This window comes from Phaeovibrio sulfidiphilus, assembly GCF_014861485.1.
Taxonomy (GTDB): Bacteria; Pseudomonadota; Alphaproteobacteria; order Rhodospirillales; family Rhodospirillaceae; genus Phaeovibrio; species Phaeovibrio sulfidiphilus.
Genome location: NZ_JACZHT010000002.1, coordinates 309,904 through 335,037, shown reverse-complemented (window position 1 = coordinate 335,037; position 25,134 = coordinate 309,904). Strand labels below are relative to the sequence as shown.

Genomic DNA, 25,134 nt, shown 5'->3' with positions numbered 1-25,134 from the left:
ACGCGCGCGCGCCGCGGCCCGACGGGCGGGCGCCACCGCGCCCCGGGCACGCAAAAAGCGGTGGAAGCCCTAGCAGGCCCCCTCCACCAGCGGCGCACAGGCGGACTCCAGCCAGCGCTGTTCCTCGTGGCCAAGAAGCGGCGCCAGGACCGTGCGGACCCGCTCGTGATAGGCATCGACCCAGCGGCGCTCGTCACGGGACAGGAGACGGGTCTCGATCAGGGACCGGTCATAGGGGACGAGGGTCAGGGTCTCGAAGGTGAGAAGGTTCCTGTCCTCCTCGCTGTGCCCCGTGAAGGGAACCACGACCACCAAGTTCTCGATCCGGATTCCGAACTCGCCTTCCCGGTAGTAGCCCGGCTCCACGGACAGGATCATGCCCGGTGCAAGGGGTATGGACGGACCGGACTTGCCAATGCGAACCGGACCCTCGTGCACCGAGAGGTAGCTCCCCACGCCGTGTCCGGTCCCGTGATCGTAGTCCAGGCCCTTCTGCCACAGGAACTGGCGGGCCAGGGCATCCAGGGCGGTGCCGGTGGTGCCGCGGGGGAACACGGCCCTCGACAGGGCAATGTGGCCCCTAAGCACCAGCGTGTAGCATTCGCGCACGATCTGGCTGGCCTCCCCGACCCCGACGGTGCGGGTGATATCGGTGGTCCCGTCCGGATACTGGCCGCCGCTGTCCACCAGGTAGACGTCACCCGGGGCCAGGAAGCGGTCGGCGCCGGGAAGCGCCCGGTAGTGGGGCAGCGACGCGTTGGGGCCGGTGGCCGAGATGGTGGGGAACGAGGGTTCCCGGAACAGGGGATCCTCCTCCCGGAAGGCGTCGAGCCTGCGGCCCAGATCGACCTCCCCCACCTGCTCGCCCAAAGACAGCCGGCGCGACAGCCAGTAGAGGAACCGGGTCACCGCCAGACCATCGCGGACGTGGGCGCTGCGGGCGCCCTCGATCTCGGTTGCGTTCTTGCAGGCCCTGGGCAGGGCGCAGGGATCGGGCTCGCGCACCAGGGTCGCGCCGACCTCCTCCAGCCGGTTCCAGACCCAAAGGGACGTCCGGCCCGCATCAACCGACACCGTGCGCACGGCCAGACGGTCAAGGGCCGGGCCCAGCATCTCCGGGGCCTGAAGGGTCACCCCCTCGCCCAGATGGGCCTGCAGCTCGGGCGTGACCGAGCCCGGGTCCAGGAACAGGTCCACGGATGCGTTGGCGTACAGGATCGCGCTGGCCAGAACCACAGGGGTGTAGGGGATGTCGCGCCCCCGGATGTTCAGAAGCCAGGCCACGCCCTCGGGCGAGGACAGGACAACCGCGTCCTCACCGCGTTCCCGCATGCGCGCGGCCAGCTCCGCCCGCTTGGCACTGCTGGCCTGACCGGCATGGGCAAGAGGATGGGGCTCGGCCGGACGGGCCGCGCAAACCGGACGGTCAGACCACAGGGCATCCACCGGATTGTGTCCGCACGGGATCATGGCCGCCCCCCGGGCGCGGCAGGCCGCCTCGAGGCGCTCGAACAGCTCGACGCTGACCTGCCAGGGATCAAAGCCGATGCGGCTTCCGGGCGAGACGTTGGCCTCGATCCAGGCGCCCAGAGGCTCCGTCGTGACGTGACAGACGGCGAACACGGCGCTGTCCACCTGGGCCCGGGCCTGGACCGTATAGCGGCCGTCCACGAACAGGGCCGCGCGGTCGTTCAGGACAAGGGCCTCGCCGGCGGAGCCTGTAAACCCGGTCAGCCAGGCCAGGCGCTCCATGGACGGAGGCAGGAACTCGTTCTGGAAGGCGTCGGTGTGGGGCAGGTAGAACCCCGCAAGGTTTTCCGAAACCAGCCAGGCCCTCAGGGCCCGGACCCTCTCCGCCAGGAAGTGGCCGGGCTTGCTCGCGGGCGCGCAGGCGTGACGCTCCACCAGAGGGGCGGAGGCGGACAGGCGAAGGTTCTGCCCGGGGAAGGCCACCGGGCGGTCCTGAGCCCCGGATTCCCGGGCAGCGGTCTTGCGGGGATCAGCCCCCGTCTCCGGACGCGACTCATTCGTCATCTTCACTCCTTTCCCCACACGGGCGCCGGACGACCAGGGTCGACCACACGCCCACCTCAATCCTCTTCTCGAGCACAAGGTTCCGGGCCCGATAGGCGGCAATCACCATGGGCGCCTGGCGGGTCAGGAGACCGGCCAGAACGATGCGCCCCCCGGGAGCCAGAAGGGAGGCCAGCCGGGAGGCCATGCCGCACAGGGGCCGGGCCAGAATATTGGCCAAAATCAGATCATAGGGAGCCCGTGACCGGGGCAGCCGCCCCGAGGCCCCGTTGCCCTGGGCCGTCTGGACCAGGGACGAGAGGCCGTTGATCCGGGCATTCTCCCGCGCCACACGGACCGACTCCGGATCGATGTCGATGGCCAGCACCGGCACGCCCCAGGCCCGGGCGGCGGCAAGGGACAAGATCCCCGAGCCACAGCCCACGTCCAGGATGTTCTGGAAGGTGTCACAGCGGTCCAGCATCTCCAGCGCCTGGAGACAGCCGTAGGTGCTCTGGTGATAGCCGGAGCCAAAGGCCGTGGCCGCGTCAATGCACAGGGAACGGGCACCCACAGGCGGAGTGCCCTCGAAATGGGAGCCGTGAATGAAGAACCGCCCGACCTCGAGCGGCGGAAACGCGATTTTCGAGAGCGCGAGCCAGTCCCGGCCCTCCAGACGCTCGACCAGGATTTCCGGCTCGGCCACCCGGACGCTCGCAGCGGCAAGGGCGACGGGGGTCTGGATTCGCCACTCGTCGGGGCGCTCCTCGAACAGGGCCTGGAAGGTCCAGAGATCCTTCTCCTCGTCCGCCTCCAGCAAGGTGATGGACACGGCCTCGTCCTCGAACGCGGCCTCAAGCGAGGCAAGGGCGGGACGCGGAAGGGTCACCTCGAGTTTCCAGAAGGACGGGGGGGACTGGGGGGTAACAGGCATAAAAGGGCTCCGATGCCGCAGAAAAAGGGGCGTGCTGATACGGGTGTTACAAAAGTACACAAAAAGAGTGAAGCTCTTGCAACCCCGGCGCTTGAAATTGGATGTGGGACGGAGAAGACGGGATCGCCAGACCCCGCGTGTATTCAGACCGCAATCAGGGCCGCGCCCACGGGGCGGTCCTCGCCCTGGAGGGCGTTGAACGTGCGGCAGGCCGCGCCGGTGGCCATGACCTCGACGGTCAGGCCGGCCTCGCGGAAGTGGGCGGCAAGGGCCGGCGGCAGGAACTGCTGGCGCTCCCCGGTTCCCACAAGAAGGAAATCCAGCTCACGAGCCCGCTCGAAGGCGGCCTGGAAGGCATCCCGGTCCAGGTCGTCGAAGGTCACGGGGCTCCAGGGCTGGACGCCCCAGGGGAACACAAGAACCGAGCCGGAAAAAACGTGGCCGCCGAGACGGAAGCCTCCGTCTCCGTAAGCGGTGATGACCGTCCGTCCGGTCACGGGTTCCATGGGCTGCATGGTCGGGAGCCTCCAGCAATCTGTTCCGTCGTCCCGTCAACCGCTCGGGGGACGGGACAGTGAGACGCGGTGTTGGGGATGCGAACCCGAAGGGCCGCGGCCGCAGCGCGCCGAACGCACTCTCCAAAGGGGGATGTGGTCACCTTTGGAAGGGGGGTGCGCCGGTCCGAACCAACTTGTCCGGGCCGGGGCACACGTCGTGTCACACCGCCACACAGGGGCGGCCGGGATCCGGGGCACCCGAAAGCGCCCCGGGATCCTGCATCAGGGCTTGCGCCGGGGACGGCCGACCACCGGGCCGGTGCGACGCCCGCCCTCACGGGTGGGGGAGGCCCCATCGTTGCCCAGGAACTCGGCTTCCGCCCGGGCGGCCCGGAACGCAAGGTCCGCACCGCTGGCGGCCTCGAGCTCGGTGCCGTCGGCAAGACGGGTGCGGCCCGTGCGCGCATCCGGCGCGGCCTTGGGCGTGTCGCCCTCCCCGCTGCGCGAGAAGCGGAAGTACAGCAGGGCCGGAGCCGAGATGTAGATGGACGAGTACGTCCCCACAAAGATACCCCAGATGATCGCAAGGCTGAAAATCCGGAGCACGTCGCCGCCGAACAGGAACAGGCACAGCAGCGCAAGAAGGGTCGTGCCACTGGTCATCACCGTGCGCGAGAGCGTCCGGTTGATGGACAGGTTGATCACCTCGGGGATGGGCATCTTCTTGTAGCGGCGCATCTCCTCGCGCATGCGGTCGAAGATGACGATGGTGTCGTTGATGGAGTACCCCGCCACCGTCATCACCGCCGCGATGGACGTCAGGTCGAACTGGACCTGAAGCAACGAGAAGAAGCCCACCGTCACAAGCACGTCGTGGATCAGCGCCAGAAGGCATCCGAGCGCGTACTGCCACTCGAACCGGAACCAGAGGTACACGGTCATGGCCAGCATGGCGCACACGACCGCGTAGATGCCGTTGCGGACCAGCTCGCCGCCCACCTTCGGGCCCACCAGCTCGGTGCGGCGATAGTCAACCCCGGACCCCAGAAGCTCCTTCACCTGGGCGAGCGCCGCAATGTCGGCCTCCTCGCCGCCGGGCTGGAGCGGAATGCGGATCATAAGGTTGCGGTCGTCGCCGCCGAAGGTGGTCAGGGAAATCTCGCCAGCCACCCGGTTGTTCAGATCCGAGCGCAACTGGCCCAGATCCCGGTTGTTCTCGAGACGCGCCTCCACCAGCACACCGCCGGTGAAGTCGATGCCGAAGTTCAGGCCCTGGACCGCGATCGAAACCGCGCACACGACCATAAAAATACCCGAGAAGATGAACGCGACCCAGCGTCCCCGAATAAAATCGATCCGGGTATTGTCCGGTATGAACCGGAGGGGAAAAAGTGCCATGACCCTCACCTCAAAGCGGAATGGTTTTGGGCCGCGCACGACGCAGCCAGACGTGAATGATCGCGTGCGTCACCATGATCGCCGTAAACATGGAGGTCAGCACACCGAGCGCCAGCGTCACCGCAAAGCCGCGAACCGGGCCCGTCCCGAAGTAGTAAAGGAGCATGGCCGCAAACAGCGTGGTGATGTTCGCATCGAAAATGGCGGAGAAGGCGTTGGTAAAGCCCGTCTCCACAGCGTTCACCGGTGTTCGCCCGCCCATGGCCTCCTCGCGTATGCGCTCGAAGATCAGGACGTTCGCGTCCACCGCCATACCGATGGTCAGGGCGATACCCGCGATGCCCGGCAGGGTGAGGGTGGCGCCGATGGCTCCGAGAAGCCCAAGCAGAAGCACGATGTTGACCATCAGCGCAAGGCTGGCAAACAGGCCGAACAGACCGTAGCACACCACCATGAACACAAACACCGCACAGGCGCCCAGAACCGAGGCCAGTTTGCCCGCGTCGATACTGTCCTGTCCGAGCCCGGGGCCGACCGTCCGCTCCTCGATGGGCGTGAGCGGAGCCGGAAGGGCACCGGCGCGCAGCAGAAGGGCAAGGTCCGCCGCCTCCTGGGAGGTGAACGTACCGGTGATGATGCCGCGACCGCCCGTGATGGGCTCGCGGATCCGCGGCGCGCTGATGACCTTGCCGTCAAGGACGATGGCAAGGAAGCCGCCACCGTTGTCCGTGGTCACCTGGCCGAACTTGCGGCCGCCCACCGTGTCGAACTGGAAGCTGACCGCGGGAGCACCCTTGTCGTACTCGATCCCCGCCTTGATCAGGTGGTCACCCGTCAGCTGGACGGCCTTCTTGACCGCGTACCAGGGAACCTCGCCCGCCCGGCCCGCCTCGGCGTTGGGCAGGATCATGGACCCGTAGGGCACACGCCGGTTGGCCAGATCCTCCTCGGTGACACTGGTGTCCAGCAGGTGGAAGGTCAGCTTGGCGGTCTTGCCGATCAGGGCCTTGACGCGCTCGGGATCGTCGATGCCCGGAAGCTCGACAATGATGCGGTCCGCGCCCTGGCGCTGGATGGTGGGCTCGCGGGTTCCCGTCTCGTCCACGCGGCGGCGGACGATGTCGATGGACTGCTCGATGGCCCAGGTGCGCTGGTTCTCGATCTCCTCGGGCGAGAACTGGATCCGGACCTGCCCGTCCTCCCCGGAGGTGAGAAGGGCCCCGGCGCTGGCGGCCTGGCCGCGCAGCAGGCGAAGCGCGCGGGGGCGCTCCTCCTCCGAGGGGATCTTGAGCACCACCGCATCCCCGTCGACCTTGAGGCCGGTGTAGGGGATCCGCTCCTTGCGCAGACCCGTGCGGGCCTCGTCAAGAAGGGAGTTCAGGTGCTCCTTCATCAGCTCCTGATACTCGACCTGGAGCAGGAGGTACGAGCCCCCCTGGAGGTCGAGGCCCAGGGTGATGGGCTGGAACCAGTTCGGCCATTCGGCCGCCCGGTCGCGAAACGCGTTCGGAATGGTGAAGATGAGACCCGCCAGCGATACCAGGATCACCAGGGTCATCTTCCATCTGCCATAGGACAACATGCGTTCTTCGCTTTCTTTGTTTTCGAAGACAGAGAGCATTCCAGAGGCACAGGGACCGTCGGGCAAAAGGGCACCGGCGGGCAGCGGGCCCGTTCAGCCGGCCCGCAAGGCTCTGGATGTGCGGAAGAGGGCCTCCGGCTGCGCCCACGCTCCAGGGGGAGCGGCGCGGCACGGAAGGGGCTTCGGGGCAGGTGTCAGATCAGACGCTGCGCCCGAACGCCGGACAGGCGCCGGATCGCCAGCTGGCTCCGGGTTCGGCCTGGCACTCGAACCGGTCATGGCCGGGGCCGGGACGGGTTCGCGGGGCGTGGAACCCCTCTGCGGGAGCCCGGACGCTGGACACACACGCACCGGAGACCGGACGGGGCCGGACACCGGACACAAAGGCATGGGGGCTTTTGGGATTGCTGCCGGGGCAGATCACCCCGGACCGGGCCAGGAGCGCCCCGACCGTCTCCGCCGCGCCCGAACGCTCTGCCGGGCGGCGGGTCTCTCCGGGCACGCCTCCGGACGCCTTGCCGAGCGTGGAAACGGGGGACACGCTGTGCACGCCCACGCCCGCCGCCTGCCAGACAAGCGCAACCCCGGCCAGTCCCAGAAGGACGGCCAGGGCCAGAGTCCATTTCTCATCGGTCCGTGGGCCCGGTCTCAGACGAGACGGCGACCTGCCTCCGGACGGAAGGGCGGACGAAGCCGCCCCACCGGAAACAGGGGGCCCGGATACGGTGGACCCGGACCCAGCAGGCCCGGGCACAGAGGACCGGATGGCGCGCAAGCGGAGCAAGGGCTACTTCTTGTCCAGAAGGCCTTTGAGCTTCGAGGCACTGCCGCTGGCCGCCTCATCAGCCTTTTTCGTCTCCGCGGTCGCCTCGGCGGCCGGCTTGCCCTTGTCGCCGCCGGCAGCAGCGCCGTCGCCGTGGGTCAGAACCGTCGCCACCATGTCACGCATGACACGGACACGGACGTTCTCGGCCACCTCGACCAGAAGCTCGGCCTCGTTCTCGACCTTGATCACCGTGCCGACCACGCCGCCGCCGGTCACGATCCGGTCCTTGCGCTTGATCGAGGCCAGCATGGCCTTGTGCTCTTTCATCCGCTTCTGCTGCGGACGGATGAGCAGGAAGTAAAAAACGACGACGATCAGCAGGAGAGGCACGAACGACTCGAACCCTCCGCCGAGAAAACCGGCACCGGCCCCGTCGGCCGCTTGCGCGTAGGCGTCAGAAATCAGCATGAAATCCTCGAACATCCGCAAAGGTGTGAATGAAAGCCCGGACGCACATGCGCCTTGCCGGGATTGAAGCGGGCACTATACTCGGCCTTTGGTCGCTTGCAAACACCTAGACGACCGAGCATTTCCACAGCGTTGTCAAATCTTGCAGGGAAGCCGGACAAAATGGAAGGGACTCTTTTCTCCACCCCCGGCGCAGACGGCGCCACGCCGCTTTTGCGCCGCATCGCCGAGGCCCTTGAGCGCCTCAGCCCGCCGCCGCCCGCCGCCCCCGACCTGGACGGTGCGGACGCCTTCATCTGGTCCCCCGCGACACAGGACGTGCAGCCGGTGGCCCGAATCAACCGGGTCGACCTGACGCTTCTTCAGGGGCTTGCGCACCAGAGCCGCATCCTTCTGGAGAACACCCGTCATTTTGCGGCGGGCCTGCCGGCCAACAACGCCCTGCTCTGGGGCGCGCGGGGCACGGGAAAATCCGCCCTGGTCAAGGCGGTCCACGGCGCGGTGAACACGGAGCGCGATCAGGCCGGGCAGCCCCGGCTGGCCCTGGTGGAGATCCACCGGGAGGACATCGCCACCCTTCCCGCGCTGCTGGCGCGGCTCTCGAGAGCGCCGCGCCGGTGCATTCTTTTCTGCGACGACCTGTCGTTCGACTCCCATGACACCAGCTACAAGTCCCTGAAGGCGGTTCTGGACGGAGGCATCCAGGGGCGCCCCGACAACGTGGTGCTTTATGCCACGTCGAACCGGCGCCACCTCCTGGCCCGGGAGATGATCGAGAACGAGAGCTCCACCGCCATCCACGCGGGCGAGGCCGTGGAGGAGAAGGTCAGCCTCTCGGACCGCTTCGGCCTCTGGCTGGGCTTCCACAACATGGACCAGGACACCTACCTCGCCATTGTCGAGGGCTACGTCCGCCACTACGGCCTCCTGGACGGGGACTGGGACGCCATCCGGCACAGCTCGCTCGAGTGGGCCCTCACCCGGGGATCCCGATCCGGGCGCACCGCATGGCAGTTCATCCTGGATCTGGCCGGAAAGAAACAGACCCGCCTCAGCCCCTGATCCAGCGACCCGACTCGCATCCCGACCCCCGCAGAGCCTGCGGGGGTTTTTTTGTGACTCCACAGGGGCCTGCGGGCCCCGCAGGACACGGGAAACGCCCTGCGCCCGCCGGGAGTCAGGTGGAGAACGGACCCCATCTTCCTCCCCACGCATGTCACAGACCGAGCACAGACCCCAAAAACGGTTTTAAATCCGAAGGTTGCCCGAAGTTCTTTACGGGTGTGTTTGTCAACAACCACAGCCTTGGGGAACAACGCGCTGCCGGCGATGCTTGCATCCGGTTGCCCGTTACTTTATATTTTTGAGATGAGCGGAACTGGGTTTACCGCCCGGACACGCATTTCGAAATCAGGAGGGCAGGAAGCCATGTCTGGACACGATATCCGTTTCGCCGGGACCGCGGCATCCCGGTCGGCCTACGCACCGCTGGACACATCCCTTGCGACCGGCATGCCGGCCGCGCCGACACCGGCCGCCGCCACAGGGCAGACTCCGTCGGAGTCTCTGGTGAGCCCGATCAAAATCAATCCCCGGACCATTCTCGATCCGGACCTGTACGTGAACGTGGCCCAGTTTGCCTGGGGCGACCAGATCTCGTTTCAGGTTCCGTCGCGTGAGCGCGTTATTGCCTATCAGGAGCTTCAGGCCGCCCAGACGACGAAAGAAACCGTCGTCCAGCCCCGTGAGGTCGCCGAGGCCAACGCGATGACCCGCGAGGCCACCCATACGGTGGGAGATGGCGCACCGGAAGTTCAGGCAGCGGCCACCGTGGTCGCCTCCACGGCACCGGCCATGGTCTCCACGCCGGCGGATACGGGAACCGTGCGCCGCGAGGACAACGCCAATCCGTCCGGACGCCCGCAAACCACACCCACCGTGCACAAGGTCGATCTGGAGGGCTGAGCCCCCGAACTCCGGCACGAACAGGAAATACACCCGACCCGAAAAATAATGCTTGCCTGCCGGGCGCGATACGGCTAGAAAGCGGCGTCCACGCAGAAGGAAGCGGGTGTAGCTCAGTTGGTTAGAGCGCTGGCCTGTCACGCCAGAGGTCGCGGGTTCAAGTCCCGTCACTCGCGCCACTTCCTTTCTGCCTACGCGGTTTATGCTGCGCGGGTGTAGCTCAGTTGGTTAGAGCGCTGGCCTGTCACGCCAGAGGTCGCGGGTTCAAGTCCCGTCACTCGCGCCATTTCCGGAAGTCCCAAATTGGGGGCGTCCCAATGGCCGCGCGATCCCCATGTTCACCCGGCTGACGGGTTTTCCAGTCAGTCTTAGCGACGGCGCGGTTTGTTCCCGGCCGACTTCGCATGGACGCTGCCTGTGTGGTCTGACAGGCCCCTGCCGGTGACCGCCAAACGCGACTCCCGGCCGCGTCCGACGAGGCATGCCCGCATCCCCCTGCTCTCCAAACTGACTGGCTTTCCAGACACGCTCTGGCGCCCGCGCGGTCTGGTCCCATGCCGGTTCGCATGCGCGTGCCTGTTTGATCTGACAGGCCCCTGCGCACCCCATCTCACGGTGGCCGCCACGTGCCCCGTCCGACGGTGTTTCACCCCCCTGACGTCGACTTGAACGATACACCCCCGGCTCCTCCCGGTCGCCCGATCCGATCCACATCGAGCCCTTTCTGCGCTGGTTCGGATGCACCCCGGCCTTCAGGTGCGATGCCCCTGCACGGCTTCTCCGACGACTCCCGCACGAGCCCTCCGGGGCCGCAAAGCGCTCCAGGAGGCAGACACACACCCGGTAAAGGCAAACAGGGCCCGGACCGCAGGATCCACCCGCCCGGCCCGGACAGCTCTCACAGATGGGATCAGGACAGGTCTGCAGCTCACCGCTACGGGCCCGCCAGAGGCGTTGGGGAAGCACGAAGGGTGATCCATGCGCCCCACAGCCCCCCCCCTGTCATGGGCCTCCCAACCTGCCCCAAAAGGCGCCCCGCCCCCGTCCGGCGATCAGAGCCCGATCACAGATGCCGGGCCTCCCGCGAAGCCGGACCGTGGGCAGGGTTCAGGAAGGCGCTGACAGGAACGGAATGCGCACACAGATCCCCCACGGGACCACACTGCGGGTGCGGCCGGCATGCAGGGAAGGGCCCCTGGCAGGGTCATGACGCGGCCGGGAAACACGATGGGGGGCAGCCCCGTGGCGGCTCACAACGCGGATCCGCCCGGCACGGGGCAAGGGCCCCTGACAGGATCAGGACACGGTCGGGGAACACAACACGGGCTTACGCGGGCCTCCTGGCGGGACTTAGCACGCGGAACCGCCCGGCACGCGGCCAAGGCGTCCGCTGGAGCAGCGGCGCGCGCCGGGCACCACCGGGCGCAGGCACAGCGGCCCTGACGCCCGGGTACCCTCCCCCGCCCCGATATCCGCACCCTCCGGCTCAAAAAGCGGCCAGGCGTCCCCTGGGCCAGCGGCGCGCGCCGGGCACCACAGGGCGCACGCACAGCGGCCCTGACGCCCGGGTACCCTCCCCTGCCCCGATATCCGCACCCTCCGGCTTTGGGGCCTCACCCCATTTACGGGGCGGGCTGGGACGCCTCGGGGGCCGGGGACGGCTGCTCGGCGCGCAGGCGCCGCCAGGCCCGCACATTGCGGTTATGCTCCTCCAGGGTCTCGGCAAAGGCGTGCCCGCCGGTGCCGTCGGCCACAAAGTAGAGCTCCCGGGTGTTCTCGGGGTGGAGAACCGCCCGGATGGAGGCAATGCCGGGATTGCAGATGGGGCCGGGAGGCAGGCCCGCATGAACGTAGGTGTTCCAGGGGTGGTCGGCCTGCAGGTCCTGGCGGGTCAGGTCCCGGGACAGGCGCCCGAGCCCGTCGGACAGGCCGTAGATCGTTGTGGGATCGGACTGGAGTGGCATGCCCTTGCGCAGGCGGTTGATGAAGACCGCCGCCACGCGCGGGCGCTCGCCCTTCATGCCCGTTTCCTTCTCGACGATGGAGGCAAGGACCAGAGCCTGCTCCGGGGTGGAGAACGGAAGATCGGGAGCCCGGTCCTTCCAGAGGGTGTCCAGCGCCTCGGTGCGGGCCTGCCCCATACGGCGCAGAACGCTGTCGCGGGTCTCGCCCCGGGTCACATGGAAGGTTTCCGGCAGAAGGGCCCCTTCCGGAGGCGTCAGGGTGATGTCACCGGTCAGCACATCCGACTCACGCAGGAGGTCCAGAATGGCCCGGGTGGTCAGCCCCTCGGGAAAGGTCAGGGAATGGATCACAACGCGACCGGACACGAGCTGGTCCAGGACATCGCGCATGCTGGCTCCGGCCGGGAACTGGTATTCCCCCGCCTTCAGGGAGCCGGCCTTCCCCTCCAGGCGCGCGCCCAGGCGAAAGGTCAGGGAGCCCGACACAACGTGGGATCCGGCCAGCTGGTCGGCGATCCGCGCCAGACCGGCCCCGGGAGGCACCACAAGGGTGACGGGCTCGGCCGCCGGGCCGGGAGCGTCGAGGGCGCGGACAAGCCACACATACCCCCCGAAGGCTCCGCCGACGGTAACAAAAACCAGAAGCCCCAGAGCAAACAGCGCATACCGGAGATACCGCATGATCCGGGGCTCCTGAAAAAATCCGCGCGTCAGGGAGCGCGCTTGAAGAGAACCGACGCGTTCGTGCCGCCAAAGCCGAAAGAGTTGGACATGGCGTAGTGAATCTCGCGCTCACGGGCCTTCAGCGGCGTCAGGTCAATATCGCAGCCTTCCGACGGCTCGTGCAGGTTCAGGGTCGGGGGGATCAGGCTGTTGCGCATGGCCTGGATGGTGTAGATGGCCTCCACCGCTCCGGCCGCACCCAGCAGGTGCCCGACCGCCGACTTGGTCGACGACATGGACAGCTTCATGGCGTGGTCACCGAACAGGCGCTTGACGGCCTTGACCTCGACCTCGTCCCCGGCGGGCGTGGACGTGCCGTGGGCGTTGATGTAGTCCACCTGGTCGGCGTTGACGCGCGAGTTGCGCAGCGCGCCGGTCATGGCCCGGCAGGCGCCCGCCCCGTCGGGGGACGGCGCGGTGATGTGGTTCGCATCCCCGGACAGCCCGTAGCCGAGCACCTCGGCGTAAATCTTGGCGCCACGCTTCTTCGCGTGCTCGAGCTCCTCGAGGATCACAACACCAGCGCCCTCGGACATGACGAAGCCGTCGCGGTCCTTGTCCCAGGGGCGGGAGGCCTCGGTGGGGGTGTCGTTGAAGTGGGTGGACAGGGCCCGGGCGGAGGCAAAGCCCGCCATGCCCAGACGGCACAGGGGAGCCTCGGCGCCACCGGCCACCATCACGTCCGCATCGCCGAACGCGATCAGGCGGGCGCCGTCACCAATGGCGTGGGCGCCGGTCGAGCAGGCGGTGACCACCGCGTGGTTCGGGCCCTTGAAGCCGTAGCGGATGGACACATGACCCGACACCAGGTTGATCAGGGCGGCGGGAATGAAGAAGGGGCTGACCCGGCGCGGGCCGCTCTTTTCCAGCTGGATGGAGGTCTCGGCAATGGTGTTCAGGCCACCGATACCGGAGCCGATGATCACGCCCGTGCGCTCCTGCTCCTCCTCGTCGGTGGGGGTCCAGCCGGCGTCCAGAATGGCCTCGTGGGCGGCGGCCAGACCGTACAGGATGAAATCATCCATGCGGCGGCGCTCTTTCGAGTCGACCACCTCGTCCGGATCCAGCCCCCAGGGGGCCTCGCTCCGCATGGGAACCTGTCCGGCAATGCGGGCCGGGAGGTCGGACACGTCGAATCGGTCAATGGCGCGAATGCCGGACTCACCGCGGGTCAGGCGGTCCCAGTTCACATCCACTCCGCAACCGAGGGGAGTGATCATTCCCATGCCGGTGACGACGACTCGTCTCATTCTGCACCTCATATCCGGATCAGGCCTATCGCTCCCGAGCGCGAGGCCGGGGCAAGAAGCGATACGCGTTTCTGCCAAAGGGTTGTGGCCGGGGCCGGGCAATCACGGCCGGAGGCCAGAAAACAGTTTCCCGCACGCAGGCGCCCGACCGACGCGCCCCGGACCCGCCTGGAACAGGCGGTATCCGAGACTGACGCCGAAGCGCACACCCGCCCTGCCGGAGGCAGAAAGCGGGAATGCCGGACACAGGTCAGGAGAAGAACAGCTCAGGCGCTGTGCTCCTTGATGTAATCGATCGCGTCCTTGACGGTCAGGATCTTCTCTGCCGCGTCGTCAGGGATCTCGCAGCCGAATTCCTCCTCGAAGGCCATGACCAGCTCGACGGTATCGAGGCTGTCGGCTCCCAGGTCATCGATGAAGCTGGCGTTCTCGGTGACCTTGGCTTCGTCCGCACCCAGGTGCTCGACAACGATTTTTTTCACGCGCTCGGCGACGTCAGTCATATCTGTCTTATCCTTGGAATTTCAAAGACGGTGGTGGAAAGCCGGACCCCCAGCCCCCAAAAATGGCAGGGGACAACAGGGTCCGACGGGTTTTTGCCTAGCATACTTGACCGGGGTTTACCAGTCCGGAGAAGGACGCAGGCCGGAGTGGCGATCAGATCATCGCCATTCCTCCGTTCACGTGCAGGGTCTGTCCCGTGACGTAGGCGGCCTCGTCGGACGCGAGATAGACGACCGCCGCGGCAATCTCCGCGGGCTCGCCCATGCGTCCGGCGGGAATGCGCTCCGCCATGGTCTTCTTCTGCTCGTCGGTCAGCTTGTCGGTCATGGCCGTGGTGATAAACCCGGGCGCGACGCAGTTGACGGTGATCCCGCGGGCCGCGACCTCGGAGGCCACGGACTTGCTCATGCCGATCAGGCCGGCCTTGGAGGCGGCGTAGTTCGCCTGGCCCGGGTTTCCGGTCACACCCACAATGGAGGTGATCTGGATGATCCGGCCGCGGCGGGCCTTGACCATGGGCTTCAGGGCGGCACGGGTCAGCCGGAAGGCGGCGCTCAGGTTGACATCGATCACCGCATCCCAGTCCGCATCCTTCATGCGCATGGCAAGGGTGTCGCGGGTGATGCCCGCGTTGTTCACAAGGATGTCGAGCCCGCCCATGGCGGCCTCGGCCGCGGGGATCAGGCCGTCCAGGGCCGCCGGGTCGGACAGGTCACACGGGAGGATGTGCCCCTCGCCGGGCAGGGAGGCCACGACCTCCTCCAGCGCCGCCATGCGGGTTCCGGTGATGGCCACCACCGCGCCCCGGGCGCTCAGGGCGCGGGCGATTTCCGCACCGATGCCCCCGGATCCACCGGTGACGAGAGCCTTCTTTCCGCCGAGATCAAACATGGTCTGCTTTCCTTCCGTGCTCCGGCTCAGATCTGCCGGGCGAAATCCTCGATATCTTTCGGTGTGTGCAGCGCGAAGGCCTCCAGGTCGGGGGCGATGCGCTTGGCGAGCCCGGAGAGAACCTTTCCGGCCCCCAGCTCCACAAGCCCGCTCACGCCGTCCTGGGCCATGAAGGCCACACTCTCGCGCCAGCGCACCGAGCCCGTCACCTGCCGGACCAGCAGGGAACGGATCTCCTGCGGCTCGGACACCGGAAGGGCGGTCACGTTGGCGATCAGGGGCACGCACGGCGCATTCACGCTCACCTCGGCCAGGGCGGCCTCCATGACGCGGGCTGCCGGCTCCATCATCCGGCAGTGGAACGGGGCGGACACCTGAAGGGGCATGGCCCGCTTCGCGCCCTTCTCCTTGGCCAGCTCAATGGCGCGCTCGACCGCGGCCACCGAGCCGCTGATGACCACCTGGCCGGGGGCGTTGTCGTTGGCGGCCTCGCAGACACCACCGGGAACGTCCTGCTCGGCCTGCTGCACCACGGCGCAGACGTCCTCGAAGGACAGACCCAGGATCGCGGCCATCATGCCCTCGCCCACCGGAACAGCAGCCTGCATGGCCTGGCCACGGGTGCGAAGAAGGCGCGCGCAGTCCCCGAGGGACAGGGCGCCGGCCGCCGTCAGGGCCGTGTACTCGCCCAGGGAGTGTCCGGCCACGTAGCGGGCCTTGTCCTGAATGCGGATGCCGTCGCTTTCCAGAACCCGCACCACGGCCATGGACACCGCCATGATCGCGGGCTGGGCATTCTCTGTCAGCGTCAGGACATCGATGGGCCCCTCGAACTGAAGCCTGGAAAGGTTGCAGCCCAGGGCCTCGTCGACCTCCTGGAAGACTTCCCGGGCACAGGGGAAAGCCTCGGCGAGCTCGCGCCCCATACCGACAGCCTGCGATCCCTGACCGGGAAAAACAAATGCTCGCACCATAGTCACCCCGTGAGTTCAAGTCCTGATAGTTTTGAAAACGCGGGGCGTAGAAAAGCCCCCCGCAGCCTGGATTGTCAAGCCCAACCCGAAAAACATCGGGGTCTTCGGGCCGGTTCTCGCGGATTCCGAGCGTCAGGTGCGCAGGCAGGCCTCGTCGGCGGCCCGCACAAGGGTCTGGGTGTCGGCGAAATCCTCCGGCGCGAAGGCCGAGAGATCCAGCCGGAGCTCCACCGTGTCCTCGTCGATCAGGCCCACCTTCCGGAAGCCCAGGGACTCACAGAACCTCAGCATTCTGCGGTTGTCCCGCAGGACCTGGCCGTCCATGTAGCGCGTGCGCCGCTCCTTGCAGTAGCGGATGATCTTGAGCATCAGAAGGCGCCCGAGCCCGCTTCCCTTCAGGTCGGAGCGGACCACGACGGCAAACTCGGTGGTCTCGTTGTCCGGATCCGTCAGGGCCTGGACTGAGCCCAGAATGCAGGGCTGCCCGTCGTCCTGGATCAGCTCCGCCACAAAGGCCATTTCCCGGGCGTAGTCGATCTGGGTCAGGCGGGCCATCTGGTCGTGGGGCATGGCCTTGACCTGCCCGAAGAACCGGAAGCGCGCGTCCTCGGGGGTGAGGGCGGCCACAAAGTCGTAGTAGGCGGCCTCGTCCTCGGGACGGATGGGGCGCACCATCACCGTGCGGCCGTCGCGCATGACCTCGGTGGATTCCAGCTGGGACGGATAGGGGCGGATGGCCAGACGGTGCGGCCCCCGGGTGCGACCCGGATCCAGGCGCATGCGCGCATCCACCGCCAGCACCCCGTCGGATCCGGCAAACAGGGGGTTGATCTCCATCTCCACGATTTCGGGAATGTCGATCAGCATCTGTGACAGCTGGATCAGGGTCAGGCAGATGGCATCAATGTTGACGGCCTTGTGGTCCCGGTACCCCTCCAGCAGCCGGAAGACGCGGGTGCGCTCCAGCATGTCCCGGGCCAGGGCCATATTCAGGGGGGCCAGGGCCACGGCCTGGTCGCGGATGATCTCGACGGCGGTCCCCCCCTCGCCGAACAGCAGGACCGGCCCGAAGATGGGATCGGCCGTTGCGCCCACGATCAGCTCGTGGGATCCGGCGCGACGGGCCATGTGCTGGACCGTGAAGCCCTCCAGCGCGGCCTCGGGATAGGTGGAGTGCACCCGCTCGGCCATCTCGCCGGCGGCCTTCTCCACGTCCTCGGGGGTCTGGAGATCGAGAACCACGCCCCCCACGTCCGACTTGTGGGTGATGGCGCGCGAGACAATCTTCAGGGCGTAGGGCCCCTCCATGGTGCGGGCGACCTCGGCGGCCTCCTGCGGGGTCCGGGCGATGGCGGTCTCCACCACCGGAATGCCGTAGGCCTCGAACACGCCCTTGGCCTCGGGCTCGCTCATGGTCAGGTTGCCCTGGGCGATGGCCTCGTCGATGATCTCGCGCGCCTTGTCCAGATCCGGCTCGAACTCCTGCGAGCACGACCGGGGCGTCTCCATCAGCATGTGCTGGTTCTTCCGGTAGGTCACCAGGTGCATGAAGCCCTGGATCGCATCATCCGGGGTGGGGAACGTGGGGATCTCGGCCTCGGTGAACTGGGCGCGGGCCTCCTCCACCTGGTCGTGGCCGACCCAGCAGGTGAACAGGCTGGCGGAGCGGTGGCGCTTGGCCACGTCGATGACCTCCCGGGCAATCTCCAGGGGCGCCGAGAGCGCATAGGGCGCGTAGACCACCAGGACCGCATCAACCTCGCGGGCCTTGAAGAGAACCTCCATCACCTTGCTGTAGACCTCGGGCGACGCCGCGCCGCCCAGATCCACCGGGTTCGCGGACAGAAGGGTTCCGCCCGGCAGAACCCTGGCCAGAGCCTCCTTCGTTTCCGGCTCCAGACGGGCCAGGGTGCCACCCTGGGTCACCAGGCTGTCCACCGCCATGACCCCCAGGCCGCGCCCGTTGGTCACCACCGCAAGCCGGGGGCCCCGGGTCGGACGACGGATGTGGGCCAGGGTCTCCACCGCGGAGAACAGCTCCTCAAGGGAGTACACGCGGAGCATGCCGGCCCGCTGGAAGGCGATGTCGTAGATGGCATCCGATCCGGCCAGGGTACCGGTGTGGGAGACCGCCTGGCGGACCTCCTCCATGCCGCGACCGGTCTTGATGACGATCACGGGCTTGTTGCGGGCGGCCGAGCGCCCGGCGGACATGAACTTCCGGGTGTCAGTCAGGCCCTCGATGTGAAGCAGGATGGCCCGCACATCCACGTTCGAGGACAGGTAGTCGATCACATCGCCGTAGTCGATGTCGGTCTTGTTCCCCAGGGAGACGAAGTGAGAGAACCCGATCCCGTGGCCCCGGGCCCAGTCCAGGACCGAGGTGCACAGGGCGCCCGACTGGGAGACGAAGGCCACCTTGCCCTCCAGCGCCGGGCGGGTGAACACGGAGGCGTTGAGGCCGATCCCCGGCGTCTGCACCCCGAGGGATCCGGGGCCCAGAAGCCGCATGCGGGATTCCCGGGCGCAGGCCAGAAGGCGCTCCTCGAACATGTGGCGCTCGTGGCGGGAGGTGCCCTCCCCCATGTCCGACATCACAACGCAGACCTTGGCGCCCTTCTGCCCCAGGGACAGGACCGTCTGGGGCAGCGTGGCCGGCGGCGCGCACAGAAGGGCAAGATCCGGGGCGACCGGCAGAGATTCCGGATCCGGATAGGCCAGCACTCCGGCGATGGCCTGGGCATCCTTTGTCACCGGCATGATCGGCCCGGCAAACCCGGCCGCCAGCAGGTTGCGCATGGCCAGGTAGCCGAGCGTGTCCGGCTTGTTAGAGGCTCCGACAACGGCGACGGACGCCGGTTCAAACAGCGAGGAGAGAAAACGGACGCTCATTGCCGGTGCCTCCATTCAGGCCGGAACTGGGGAGTGCGGGACCGCGGGGAGGACGGCCTGCCCTTTGGCGTGGGGCCGTCCGGACCGCCGGTCCCGGAGTTCGGGGTGCCAGACGGACCCCTAGGCTTTCTTCACGAACTCGGACTTCAGGGCCATGGCTCCGAAGCCGTCGATCTGGCAGTCGATGTTGTGGTCACCGTCCACAAGGCGGATGCTTTTCACCCGGGTTCCCTGCTTCAGGGGCGCAGACGCCCCGCGGACCTTCAGATCCTTGACCAGGACCACGGCGTCGCCGTCGGCCAGAACGGTCCCGAAGGCATCACGCACGACCGGGGCACCGGCGTCGTCGCCCGCGGGCGCGGCAGAGGGATTCCACTCGTGGGAGCATTCGGGACAGATCAGAAGCTCGCCGTCCGCATAAACGTATTCGGACCGGCACTCGGGGCACGGGGGCAAATCGGCCATCGTCAGGGTTCTCCTCCCGGCACGGGGCCGGTTCTCATAGACTCATGGGGTCGGGGACAGGGGACGTCAGACGGGGGACTGGGCGCGGGGACGCGCGCCTCAGAACGGGATGTCGTCATCCAGATCGGGCCCGCCGCGCGACGGCTCGGCCGGTCCGCCCCGGTCCCAGCCCTGGCCGCCGGAGGATCCGCCCGCGGGAGCGCCGCCGCCCGAGGACCGGAAATAATCGTCCTCGCCGTAGCCGCCCTCCTGGAAGCCGCCACCGCCGCCACCGGGCCGGTTGTCGAGCATGGTCATCTCGGCGCCGGGGCCCTGGAGGACCACCTCGGTGCTGTAGCGATCCTGCCCGCTCTGGTCCTGCCACTTGCGGGTCTGGAGCGAACCACACAAATAGACCTTGGAGCCCTTGCGCAGATACCGCTCGGCGATATCGGCCAGGGGCCCGAAAATGGCCACCGAGTGCCACTCGGTGCGCTCGCGCCGCTCGCCGCTCTGGCGGTCCTTCCAGGACTCGGATGTGGCGATGCGCAGGTTTGTGACCTTGCCACCGTTCTGGAACGTCCGCGTCTCCGGGTCACGCCCGAGGTTGCCGATCAGAATGACCTTGTTTACCGAACCTGCCATAGCCCCTTTTCTTTCTCGATTCCGGTGTGTCCCGATGCCCGTCACCCCCAGCCATTCCATTCCCGGTTCTCCACCCTTGCAAAGTGCGGATACCCGCCCGGGACCGAAACAGCGAAATGCGGGTTGTTGCGTGAGACTCTCACCCTTTGTACAAAAATTGCGATTTTGCCTTGCATCAGACTTGTTAGGAACACTCACCTCTGATACCAGAGGGGTCTTGCGAGGCTCGGCCATGATAGGCGAGAGGAAAATAAAAATCACCCACCGGAGTTCGCTTGAGGCTTTTTTTTCGAAAAGCCGTTCCAACTGTCCCCAAAACCTTCCCCGGAACGCCCTGAAAAATGACGTTCAAGACCAGACATGAAAAACCGAACAGGAGGCCCTTATGAATAACGCCCCGATGATCACGGTTGACGGCAACGAGGCGTGCGCATCCGTCGCGTACCGCCTGAGCGAAGTCGCCGTGATCTATCCCATCACTCCCTCCTCGACCATGGGGGAACTTGCCGACGAGTGGTCCGCACGGAAGAAGCCCAACCTCTGGGGCGACATTCCGCAGATCGTGGAAATGCAGTCGGAGGGCGGAGCTGTGGCCGCGTGTCATGGCGCCATTCAGTCGGGGTCTCTCGGGGTGACCTTCACGGCCTCCCAGGGTCTGCTCCTGATGATCCCCAACATGTACAAGATCGCCGGCGAGCTGACCCCGTTTTGCGTTCACGTGACCGCCCGGACCATCGCGACCCACGCCCTGTCCATCTTCGGAGACCACTCCGACGTGATGGCCTGCCGCCAGACCGGCTTTGCGATGCTGTCCTCGGGCTCGGTCCAGGAAGCCCAGGACCTGGCCTGCGTCGCCCACATCGCCAGCCTGAAGAGCCGCATTCCGTTCCTGCACTTCTTTGACGGCTTCCGCACCTCCCACGAGGTCTCGAAGATCACCGCCCTCACCGACGACCAGCTGCGCGAGATGGTTGACGAGAGCATGGTCCTCGAGCACCGCTCCCGCGCCCTGACCCCGGACGCCCCGGTGGTCCGCGGCACCGCGCAGAACCCGGACACCTTCTTCCAGGCCCAGGAGGCCCGCAACCCGTGGTACCAGGCGTGCCCGTCCATCGTTCAGGAGACCATGGACCGGTTTGCGAAGGTCACCGGGCGCCGCTACAGCCTGTTTGACTACGAGGGTCACCCGGAGGCCGAGCGCGTCATCGTGATCATGGGCTCCGGCGGCGAGACCGCAGCCGAGACCGCCCGCTTCCTCGTGAGCCGCGGCGAGAAGGTCGGCGTCCTGCGGGTGCGCCTGTTCCGCCCGTTCTGCGTGGATTCCTTCGTCTCGGCTCTGCCGGTCAGCGCCCGCTCCATCGCGGTTCTCGACCGCACCAAGGAGCCCGGCGCCCTGGGCGAGCCCCTGTTCATGGACGTGGTCGGCGCCCTGTCGCGGGCGAACGAGAAGGGCCTGGGCACCGCCCGCGCCCCGAAGGTCACCGGCGGCCGCTACGGCCTGTCGTCCAAGGAGTTCACCCCCGCCATGGTCAAGGCCATCTTCGATGACCTGGCCAAGGACGACCCCCGTCCCGAGTTCACCGTTGGCATCAACGATGACGTGACCCACCTGTCCCTGCCGTACGACCCGTCGTTCTCCATCGAGTCCGGCGACGTCACCTCGTGCATGTTCTGGGGTCTGGGCTCGGACGGCACGGTCGGCGCCAACAAGAACTCCATCAAGATCATCTCCGAGTGCCACGAGAGCGGCGGTCCGGAGCTCTACGGTCAGGGCTACTTCGAGTACGACTCGAAGAAGTCCGGGGGTATCACCATCTCGCACCTGCGTTTTGGCCCCCACCCCATCAAGGCCCCGTACCTTCTCCAGCACGCAAGCTTCATCGCCTGCCACGTCTTCGAGTTCCTGGAGAAGATCGACGTCCTCGCCAAGGCCGAGACCGGCGCCACGCTGCTCCTCAACTCGCCCTACGACAAGGACACGGTCTGGAAGCACATCCCGGCCCCGGTCCAGCGCCAGCTGATCGAGCGGAAGATGCGCCTGTTCGTCATTGACGCGAACAAGGTGGCGGTCGAGGTCGGCATGGGCCGTCGCATCAACACCATCATGCAGGCGTGCTTCTTTGCCCTTGCCCGGGTTCTCCCGGCGGACGCGGCCATCACCGCCATCAAGGACGCCATCCAGAAGACCTACGCCCGCAAGAGCCAGAAGATCGTCGAGGCGAACTTCCGCGCGGTGGACGCGGCCGTGGCCAACATGTTCGAGGTGGCCATCCCGGCCGTGGCCGACGGTCCCGACTGCCCGTCCGCGGTCGCTCCCGAGGCCCCGGACTTCGTGCGCAACGTCACCGCCATGATGCTGGCGGGCAAGGGCGACCTGCTGCCGGTCTCGGCGTTCCCGCCGGACGGCACCTGGCCGACCGCGACCGCCAAGTGGGAAAAGCGCAACATTGCCCAGGAACTCCCCGAATGGGATCCGGACATCTGCGCCCAGTGCGGCAAGTGCATGCTCGTCTGCCCCCACGCGGCCATCCGCGCCAAGGCTGTCGACCCGACCCTGGTGGAGAACAGCAACGAGCTGAAGCACGTTCCGTTCAAGGGGACGGGCACCATGAAGGGCAAGGAATACGTCCTTCAGGTCTCCCCCGAGGATTGCACCGGCTGTACCCTGTGTTCCGTGGTCTGCCCCGCGTCCTCCAAGGAGATCCCGGGTCACAAGTCCCTGGACATGAAGCCGAAGCTCGAGATCTTCGAGAAGGAGAAGGCCGCCTGGCAGGCGTTCGAGGCGCTGCCGGAGCTCTCCCGCGAGGAGATCAAGCCCACCGTGCGCGCCAGCCAGTTCGGCCAGCCTTTGTTCGAGTTCTCGGGCGCCTGTCTGGGCTGCGGCGAGACCCCGTACATCAAGCTCCTGACCCAGCTCTGGGGCGACCGCATGATGGTGGCGAACGCGACCGGCTGCTCGTCCATCTACAGTGCGAACCTGCCGACCACCCCGTATGCGGTGGACGCGAACGGACGCGGCCCGTCCTGGTCCAACTCCCTGTTCGAGGACAACGCCGAGTTCGGTCTGGGCTACCGGATTGCGCTCGACCAGCACCGTGCGGAAGCCCGGCGCCTGCTTGAGGCTCTGGCACCCAAGCTGGACGGCGTCCTTGTCGAGGGCATCCTGGCCAACATGAACCTCAACGACGAGGTCTCGGTGGCCGCCCAGCGCGAGCGCATCAGCGCGCTGAAGGCTGCCCTGGCCACCATGAAGACCAACGAGGCGCGCCTCCTGGAGAGCCTTGCGGACTACTTCGTGGACAAGGTCGTGTGGATCGTTGGCGGCGACGGCTGGGCCTACGACATCGGCTACGGCGGTCTGGACCACGTCCTGGCCTCGGGTCGCAACGTGAACATCCTGGTCATGGACACGGAGGTCTACTCCAACACCGGTGGCCAGCAGTCCAAGGCAACCCCGCTGGGCGCATCGGCGAAGTTCGCCGTGTCCGGCAAGGCCCTGCCCAAGAAGGATCTGGGTCTGATCGCCATGTCGAACGGACAGGTGTACGTTGCGAACATCGCGTTCGGCGCCAACGACAACCAGACCCTGCGGGCCCTGGCCGAGGCCGTGTCCTACGACGGTCCGTCCCTGATCATCGCCTACAGCCACTGTATTGCTCACGGCTATGATCTCTCGAAGGGCCTCGAGCAGCAGGCCGGAGCGGTCGGAAGCGGCTACTGGCCCCTCTACCGCTTTGACCCGCGCAAGGTCGCCGAGGGCCAGCCCGGCCTGAGCATCGACTCCCAGGGCGGGAAGAACAGCCTCAACGACTACATCGCCAACGAGGGCCGCTACCGCGTGACCCGCGAGCAGGATCCGGAGACCTTCCAGCTCATGGTCCAGGCGACGGAAACGGAAATCGCCCGCAAGAATGCGCTGCTGCAGTATCTTGCCGGGAAGTCCGCCGATCCGGCCGGAAACTAAAGTCGTTGACGAACCGTGACAGGGGCCGGAGTATTCTCCGGCCCTTTCCTTTTTGCCTCACGCGAAGAGAGACACTTCATGAAACAGACTTTTCTTCCCGCGCTTGCGGCGGCTGCCCTGCTTGCCTTTCCGGCCCTTGCCAGCGATCCGCCGACGGCCCCCGATGCCCAGGTGCCCGCCGGCGAGGTTGTCGTAACCGAAACCCCCGACGCGGACGGGGCCACCACCGGGGACGCGACAGAAGCGACAGAAGCGGCGGAAGCGGCGGAAGCGGCGGAAGCAGCAGACGCAACGGACGCAGCCGAGGCCATCACGGCAGAGGAACCCTGGCGTGCCTGTCCGGAAGGGGTCTCCCCCATTGATCTCCCGGCGAAGGACAGCGTGGCGACCACCTCCCAGCGCCCCTACCTCATCAAGTACGGCTACGCGGTGTTCGGTGGCCACCAGTCGGTGACCGTCCTCAACACGGGGAACGACCTCGTTGTGGACTTTGGCAAGAGCGACCTGGTCCTGAACCTCAATGACCGCCGCTACCAGCTTGTCAGCGCTCACTTCCACACGCCGTCGGAGCACCTGATCGGCGGCCAGCGGTTCGCGGGCGAGATCCACTTCGTCCACAAGGAGAAGAACGGGGACGGCATGGCCGTCGTTGCGGTCATGGTGAAGGAGGGCACGGCCCACTCCACCCTGGGCAAGCTGTTCTCCAATCCGCCGGACGCGGGGAAAAAGCGCACCGTGCGCGTCAGCCTGGGCAAGCTCTTCCCCTTCTCCAAGTCGGGCTACCTCTATGAGGGAAGCTCCACCACCGAGCCCTGCGTGGACGGCGTCACCTGGCTGGTCCTTCCCGAGCCCCTGACCATGTCGCGCCAGCAGCTCGAGGTCTTCGAGAAGCGCTTTGGACCGAACGCCAGCGCCCCCGTCCCCTCGGAGGGCCGGAATATCCTGTTCGTCGAATAGGCACAGACCCGCGGCCGGGGCGCCTCCCCATGGCGGCCCCGGCGGCACACGGATGGCGGCCGGCGGCCCAACGGCACTGCCTCGCCTCCTCCCGGAGCCGTCGCGGACATCCCGCTGGGATGCCCGCCGCACCCGACAGCACCCACGCGCACCCCCCACTCAGGATTGTTGATGGCCTCGCCGCTGACAGGACGGCGGAACCGGAATGCCTGCGCACACGGTTTGCGTCCCCAAAGGGAGCCCCGCACCGCCGCGCCTTCCTCCCCGAGGCTCCGGAGACCCGGCGCCCCGTACAGAGCGCCC

18 protein-coding genes and 2 tRNA genes are annotated in these 25,134 nt (G+C 67.1%); 6 read left to right on the top strand and 14 right to left on the bottom strand.

Annotation, left to right across the window (positions count from 1 at the left end):
- Positions 1 to 69: 69 nt before the first annotated feature.
- From IHV25_RS04425 to yajC, 6 genes are all read right to left on the bottom strand, one after another.
- Entirely contained in the window at positions 70 to 2,034 is a 1,965-nt protein-coding gene (locus IHV25_RS04425) for an aminopeptidase P family protein (protein ID WP_192533890.1), read from the bottom strand.
- Complete coding sequence (locus IHV25_RS04420) at positions 2,024 to 2,947, bottom strand: 50S ribosomal protein L11 methyltransferase (RefSeq protein ID WP_192533889.1); 924 nt, start codon at positions 2,945 to 2,947, stop codon at positions 2,024 to 2,026. Before IHV25_RS04420 ends, IHV25_RS04425 begins: the two co-directional genes overlap by 11 nt.
- A 143-nt stretch (positions 2,948 to 3,090) precedes the next feature.
- Positions 3,091 to 3,462, bottom strand: coding sequence for an Mth938-like domain-containing protein (locus IHV25_RS04415; RefSeq protein ID WP_192533888.1), 372 nt, complete (start codon positions 3,460 to 3,462; stop codon positions 3,091 to 3,093).
- A gap of 264 nt (positions 3,463 to 3,726) precedes the next feature.
- A complete protein-coding gene (gene secF, locus IHV25_RS04410) occupies positions 3,727 to 4,842 on the bottom strand; it encodes a protein translocase subunit SecF (protein ID WP_192533887.1) in 1,116 nt (371 codons plus the stop codon).
- A gap of 10 nt (positions 4,843 to 4,852) precedes the next feature.
- Entirely contained in the window at positions 4,853 to 6,424 is a 1,572-nt protein-coding gene (gene secD, locus IHV25_RS04405) for a protein translocase subunit SecD (protein ID WP_192533886.1), read from the bottom strand.
- Between the two features lie 787 nt (positions 6,425 to 7,211).
- Positions 7,212 to 7,658 (bottom strand): preprotein translocase subunit YajC, encoded by a 447-nt coding sequence (gene yajC / locus IHV25_RS04400; RefSeq protein ID WP_192533885.1) that lies wholly within the window; start codon positions 7,656 to 7,658, stop codon positions 7,212 to 7,214.
- A gap of 162 nt (positions 7,659 to 7,820) precedes the next feature.
- On the opposite strand from yajC, the gene IHV25_RS04395 reads away from it, so the two are divergent.
- From IHV25_RS04395 to IHV25_RS04380, 4 genes are all read left to right on the top strand, one after another.
- Positions 7,821 to 8,720, top strand: coding sequence for an ATP-binding protein (locus tag IHV25_RS04395; protein WP_192533884.1), 900 nt, complete (start codon positions 7,821 to 7,823; stop codon positions 8,718 to 8,720).
- 366 nt (positions 8,721 to 9,086) lie between these two features.
- Positions 9,087 to 9,623, top strand: coding sequence for a hypothetical protein (locus tag IHV25_RS04390; RefSeq protein ID WP_192533883.1), 537 nt, complete (start codon positions 9,087 to 9,089; stop codon positions 9,621 to 9,623).
- A 102-nt stretch (positions 9,624 to 9,725) separates the two neighbouring features.
- Positions 9,726 to 9,802: transfer RNA gene (locus IHV25_RS04385), tRNA-Asp, on the top strand.
- Positions 9,803 to 9,832: 30 nt separating this feature from the next.
- Positions 9,833 to 9,909 (top strand) — tRNA-Asp (locus IHV25_RS04380).
- A gap of 1,336 nt (positions 9,910 to 11,245) precedes the next feature.
- Here the strand turns inward: IHV25_RS04380 and mltG are convergent.
- From mltG to ssb, 8 genes are all read right to left on the bottom strand, one after another.
- Complete coding sequence (gene mltG, locus IHV25_RS04375; RefSeq protein ID WP_192533882.1) at positions 11,246 to 12,268, bottom strand: endolytic transglycosylase MltG; 1,023 nt, start codon at positions 12,266 to 12,268, stop codon at positions 11,246 to 11,248.
- Positions 12,269 to 12,297: 29 nt separating this feature from the next.
- The gene (gene fabF, locus IHV25_RS04370; RefSeq protein WP_192533881.1) at positions 12,298 to 13,560 is read right to left on the bottom strand and encodes a beta-ketoacyl-ACP synthase II; all 1,263 of its coding nucleotides are present in this window, start codon (positions 13,558 to 13,560) and stop codon (positions 12,298 to 12,300) included.
- Positions 13,561 to 13,826: 266 nt separating this feature from the next.
- Positions 13,827 to 14,063, bottom strand: coding sequence for an acyl carrier protein (locus tag IHV25_RS04365; protein WP_192533880.1), 237 nt, complete (start codon positions 14,061 to 14,063; stop codon positions 13,827 to 13,829).
- Between the two features lie 154 nt (positions 14,064 to 14,217).
- Positions 14,218 to 14,955, bottom strand: a complete 738-nt coding sequence (gene fabG / locus IHV25_RS04360; protein WP_192533879.1) for a 3-oxoacyl-[acyl-carrier-protein] reductase — start codon at positions 14,953 to 14,955, stop codon at positions 14,218 to 14,220.
- A 26-nt stretch (positions 14,956 to 14,981) separates the two neighbouring features.
- The gene (gene fabD, locus IHV25_RS04355) at positions 14,982 to 15,929 is read right to left on the bottom strand and encodes an ACP S-malonyltransferase (RefSeq protein ID WP_192533878.1); all 948 of its coding nucleotides are present in this window, start codon (positions 15,927 to 15,929) and stop codon (positions 14,982 to 14,984) included.
- A gap of 132 nt (positions 15,930 to 16,061) precedes the next feature.
- Positions 16,062 to 18,821, bottom strand: coding sequence for a bifunctional acetate--CoA ligase family protein/GNAT family N-acetyltransferase (locus IHV25_RS04350; protein WP_192533877.1), 2,760 nt, complete (start codon positions 18,819 to 18,821; stop codon positions 16,062 to 16,064).
- Positions 18,822 to 18,941: 120 nt separating this feature from the next.
- Positions 18,942 to 19,286, bottom strand: coding sequence for a zinc ribbon domain-containing protein YjdM (locus IHV25_RS04345; protein WP_192533876.1), 345 nt, complete (start codon positions 19,284 to 19,286; stop codon positions 18,942 to 18,944).
- A 99-nt stretch (positions 19,287 to 19,385) separates the two neighbouring features.
- Positions 19,386 to 19,910, bottom strand: a complete 525-nt coding sequence (ssb, locus tag IHV25_RS04340; RefSeq protein ID WP_192533875.1) for a single-stranded DNA-binding protein — start codon at positions 19,908 to 19,910, stop codon at positions 19,386 to 19,388.
- A 385-nt stretch (positions 19,911 to 20,295) separates the two neighbouring features.
- Here ssb and nifJ point away from each other — a divergent pair, with 385 nt between their 5' ends.
- Positions 20,296 to 23,874, top strand: coding sequence for a pyruvate:ferredoxin (flavodoxin) oxidoreductase (gene nifJ / locus IHV25_RS04335; protein WP_192533874.1), 3,579 nt, complete (start codon positions 20,296 to 20,298; stop codon positions 23,872 to 23,874).
- A gap of 78 nt (positions 23,875 to 23,952) precedes the next feature.
- Positions 23,953 to 24,831, top strand: a complete 879-nt coding sequence (locus IHV25_RS04330; RefSeq protein ID WP_192533873.1) for a carbonic anhydrase family protein — start codon at positions 23,953 to 23,955, stop codon at positions 24,829 to 24,831.
- Positions 24,832 to 25,134 lie beyond the last annotated feature (303 nt).

What these genes read in the sequence shown, in the direction of transcription:
- fabF (WP_192533881.1), bottom strand. Translation starts at nt 13,560, where the DNA reads ATGAGACGAGTCGTCGTCACCGGCATGGGAATGATCACTCCCCTCGGT.
- secD (WP_192533886.1), bottom strand. Translation starts at nt 6,424, where the DNA reads ATGTTGTCCTATGGCAGATGGAAGATGACCCTGGTGATCCTGGTATCG.
- IHV25_RS04390 (WP_192533883.1), top strand. Translation starts at nt 9,087, where the DNA reads ATGTCTGGACACGATATCCGTTTCGCCGGGACCGCGGCATCCCGGTCG.
- IHV25_RS04425 (WP_192533890.1), bottom strand. Translation starts at nt 2,034, where the DNA reads ATGACGAATGAGTCGCGTCCGGAGACGGGGGCTGATCCCCGCAAGACC.
- ssb (WP_192533875.1), bottom strand. Translation starts at nt 19,910, where the DNA reads ATGGCAGGTTCGGTAAACAAGGTCATTCTGATCGGCAACCTCGGGCGT.
- IHV25_RS04350 (WP_192533877.1), bottom strand. Translation starts at nt 18,821, where the DNA reads ATGAGCGTCCGTTTTCTCTCCTCGCTGTTTGAACCGGCGTCCGTCGCC.
- fabG (WP_192533879.1), bottom strand. Translation starts at nt 14,955, where the DNA reads ATGTTTGATCTCGGCGGAAAGAAGGCTCTCGTCACCGGTGGATCCGGG.
- IHV25_RS04395 (WP_192533884.1), top strand. Translation starts at nt 7,821, where the DNA reads ATGGAAGGGACTCTTTTCTCCACCCCCGGCGCAGACGGCGCCACGCCG.
- IHV25_RS04365 (WP_192533880.1), bottom strand. Translation starts at nt 14,063, where the DNA reads ATGACTGACGTCGCCGAGCGCGTGAAAAAAATCGTTGTCGAGCACCTG.
- IHV25_RS04345 (WP_192533876.1), bottom strand. Translation starts at nt 19,286, where the DNA reads ATGGCCGATTTGCCCCCGTGCCCCGAGTGCCGGTCCGAATACGTTTAT.
- fabD (WP_192533878.1), bottom strand. Translation starts at nt 15,929, where the DNA reads ATGGTGCGAGCATTTGTTTTTCCCGGTCAGGGATCGCAGGCTGTCGGT.
- IHV25_RS04330 (WP_192533873.1), top strand. Translation starts at nt 23,953, where the DNA reads ATGAAACAGACTTTTCTTCCCGCGCTTGCGGCGGCTGCCCTGCTTGCC.
- yajC (WP_192533885.1), bottom strand. Translation starts at nt 7,658, where the DNA reads ATGCTGATTTCTGACGCCTACGCGCAAGCGGCCGACGGGGCCGGTGCC.
- IHV25_RS04415 (WP_192533888.1), bottom strand. Translation starts at nt 3,462, where the DNA reads ATGCAGCCCATGGAACCCGTGACCGGACGGACGGTCATCACCGCTTAC.
- nifJ (WP_192533874.1), top strand. Translation starts at nt 20,296, where the DNA reads ATGAATAACGCCCCGATGATCACGGTTGACGGCAACGAGGCGTGCGCA.
- secF (WP_192533887.1), bottom strand. Translation starts at nt 4,842, where the DNA reads ATGGCACTTTTTCCCCTCCGGTTCATACCGGACAATACCCGGATCGAT.
- IHV25_RS04420 (WP_192533889.1), bottom strand. Translation starts at nt 2,947, where the DNA reads ATGCCTGTTACCCCCCAGTCCCCCCCGTCCTTCTGGAAACTCGAGGTG.
- mltG (WP_192533882.1), bottom strand. Translation starts at nt 12,268, where the DNA reads ATGCGGTATCTCCGGTATGCGCTGTTTGCTCTGGGGCTTCTGGTTTTT.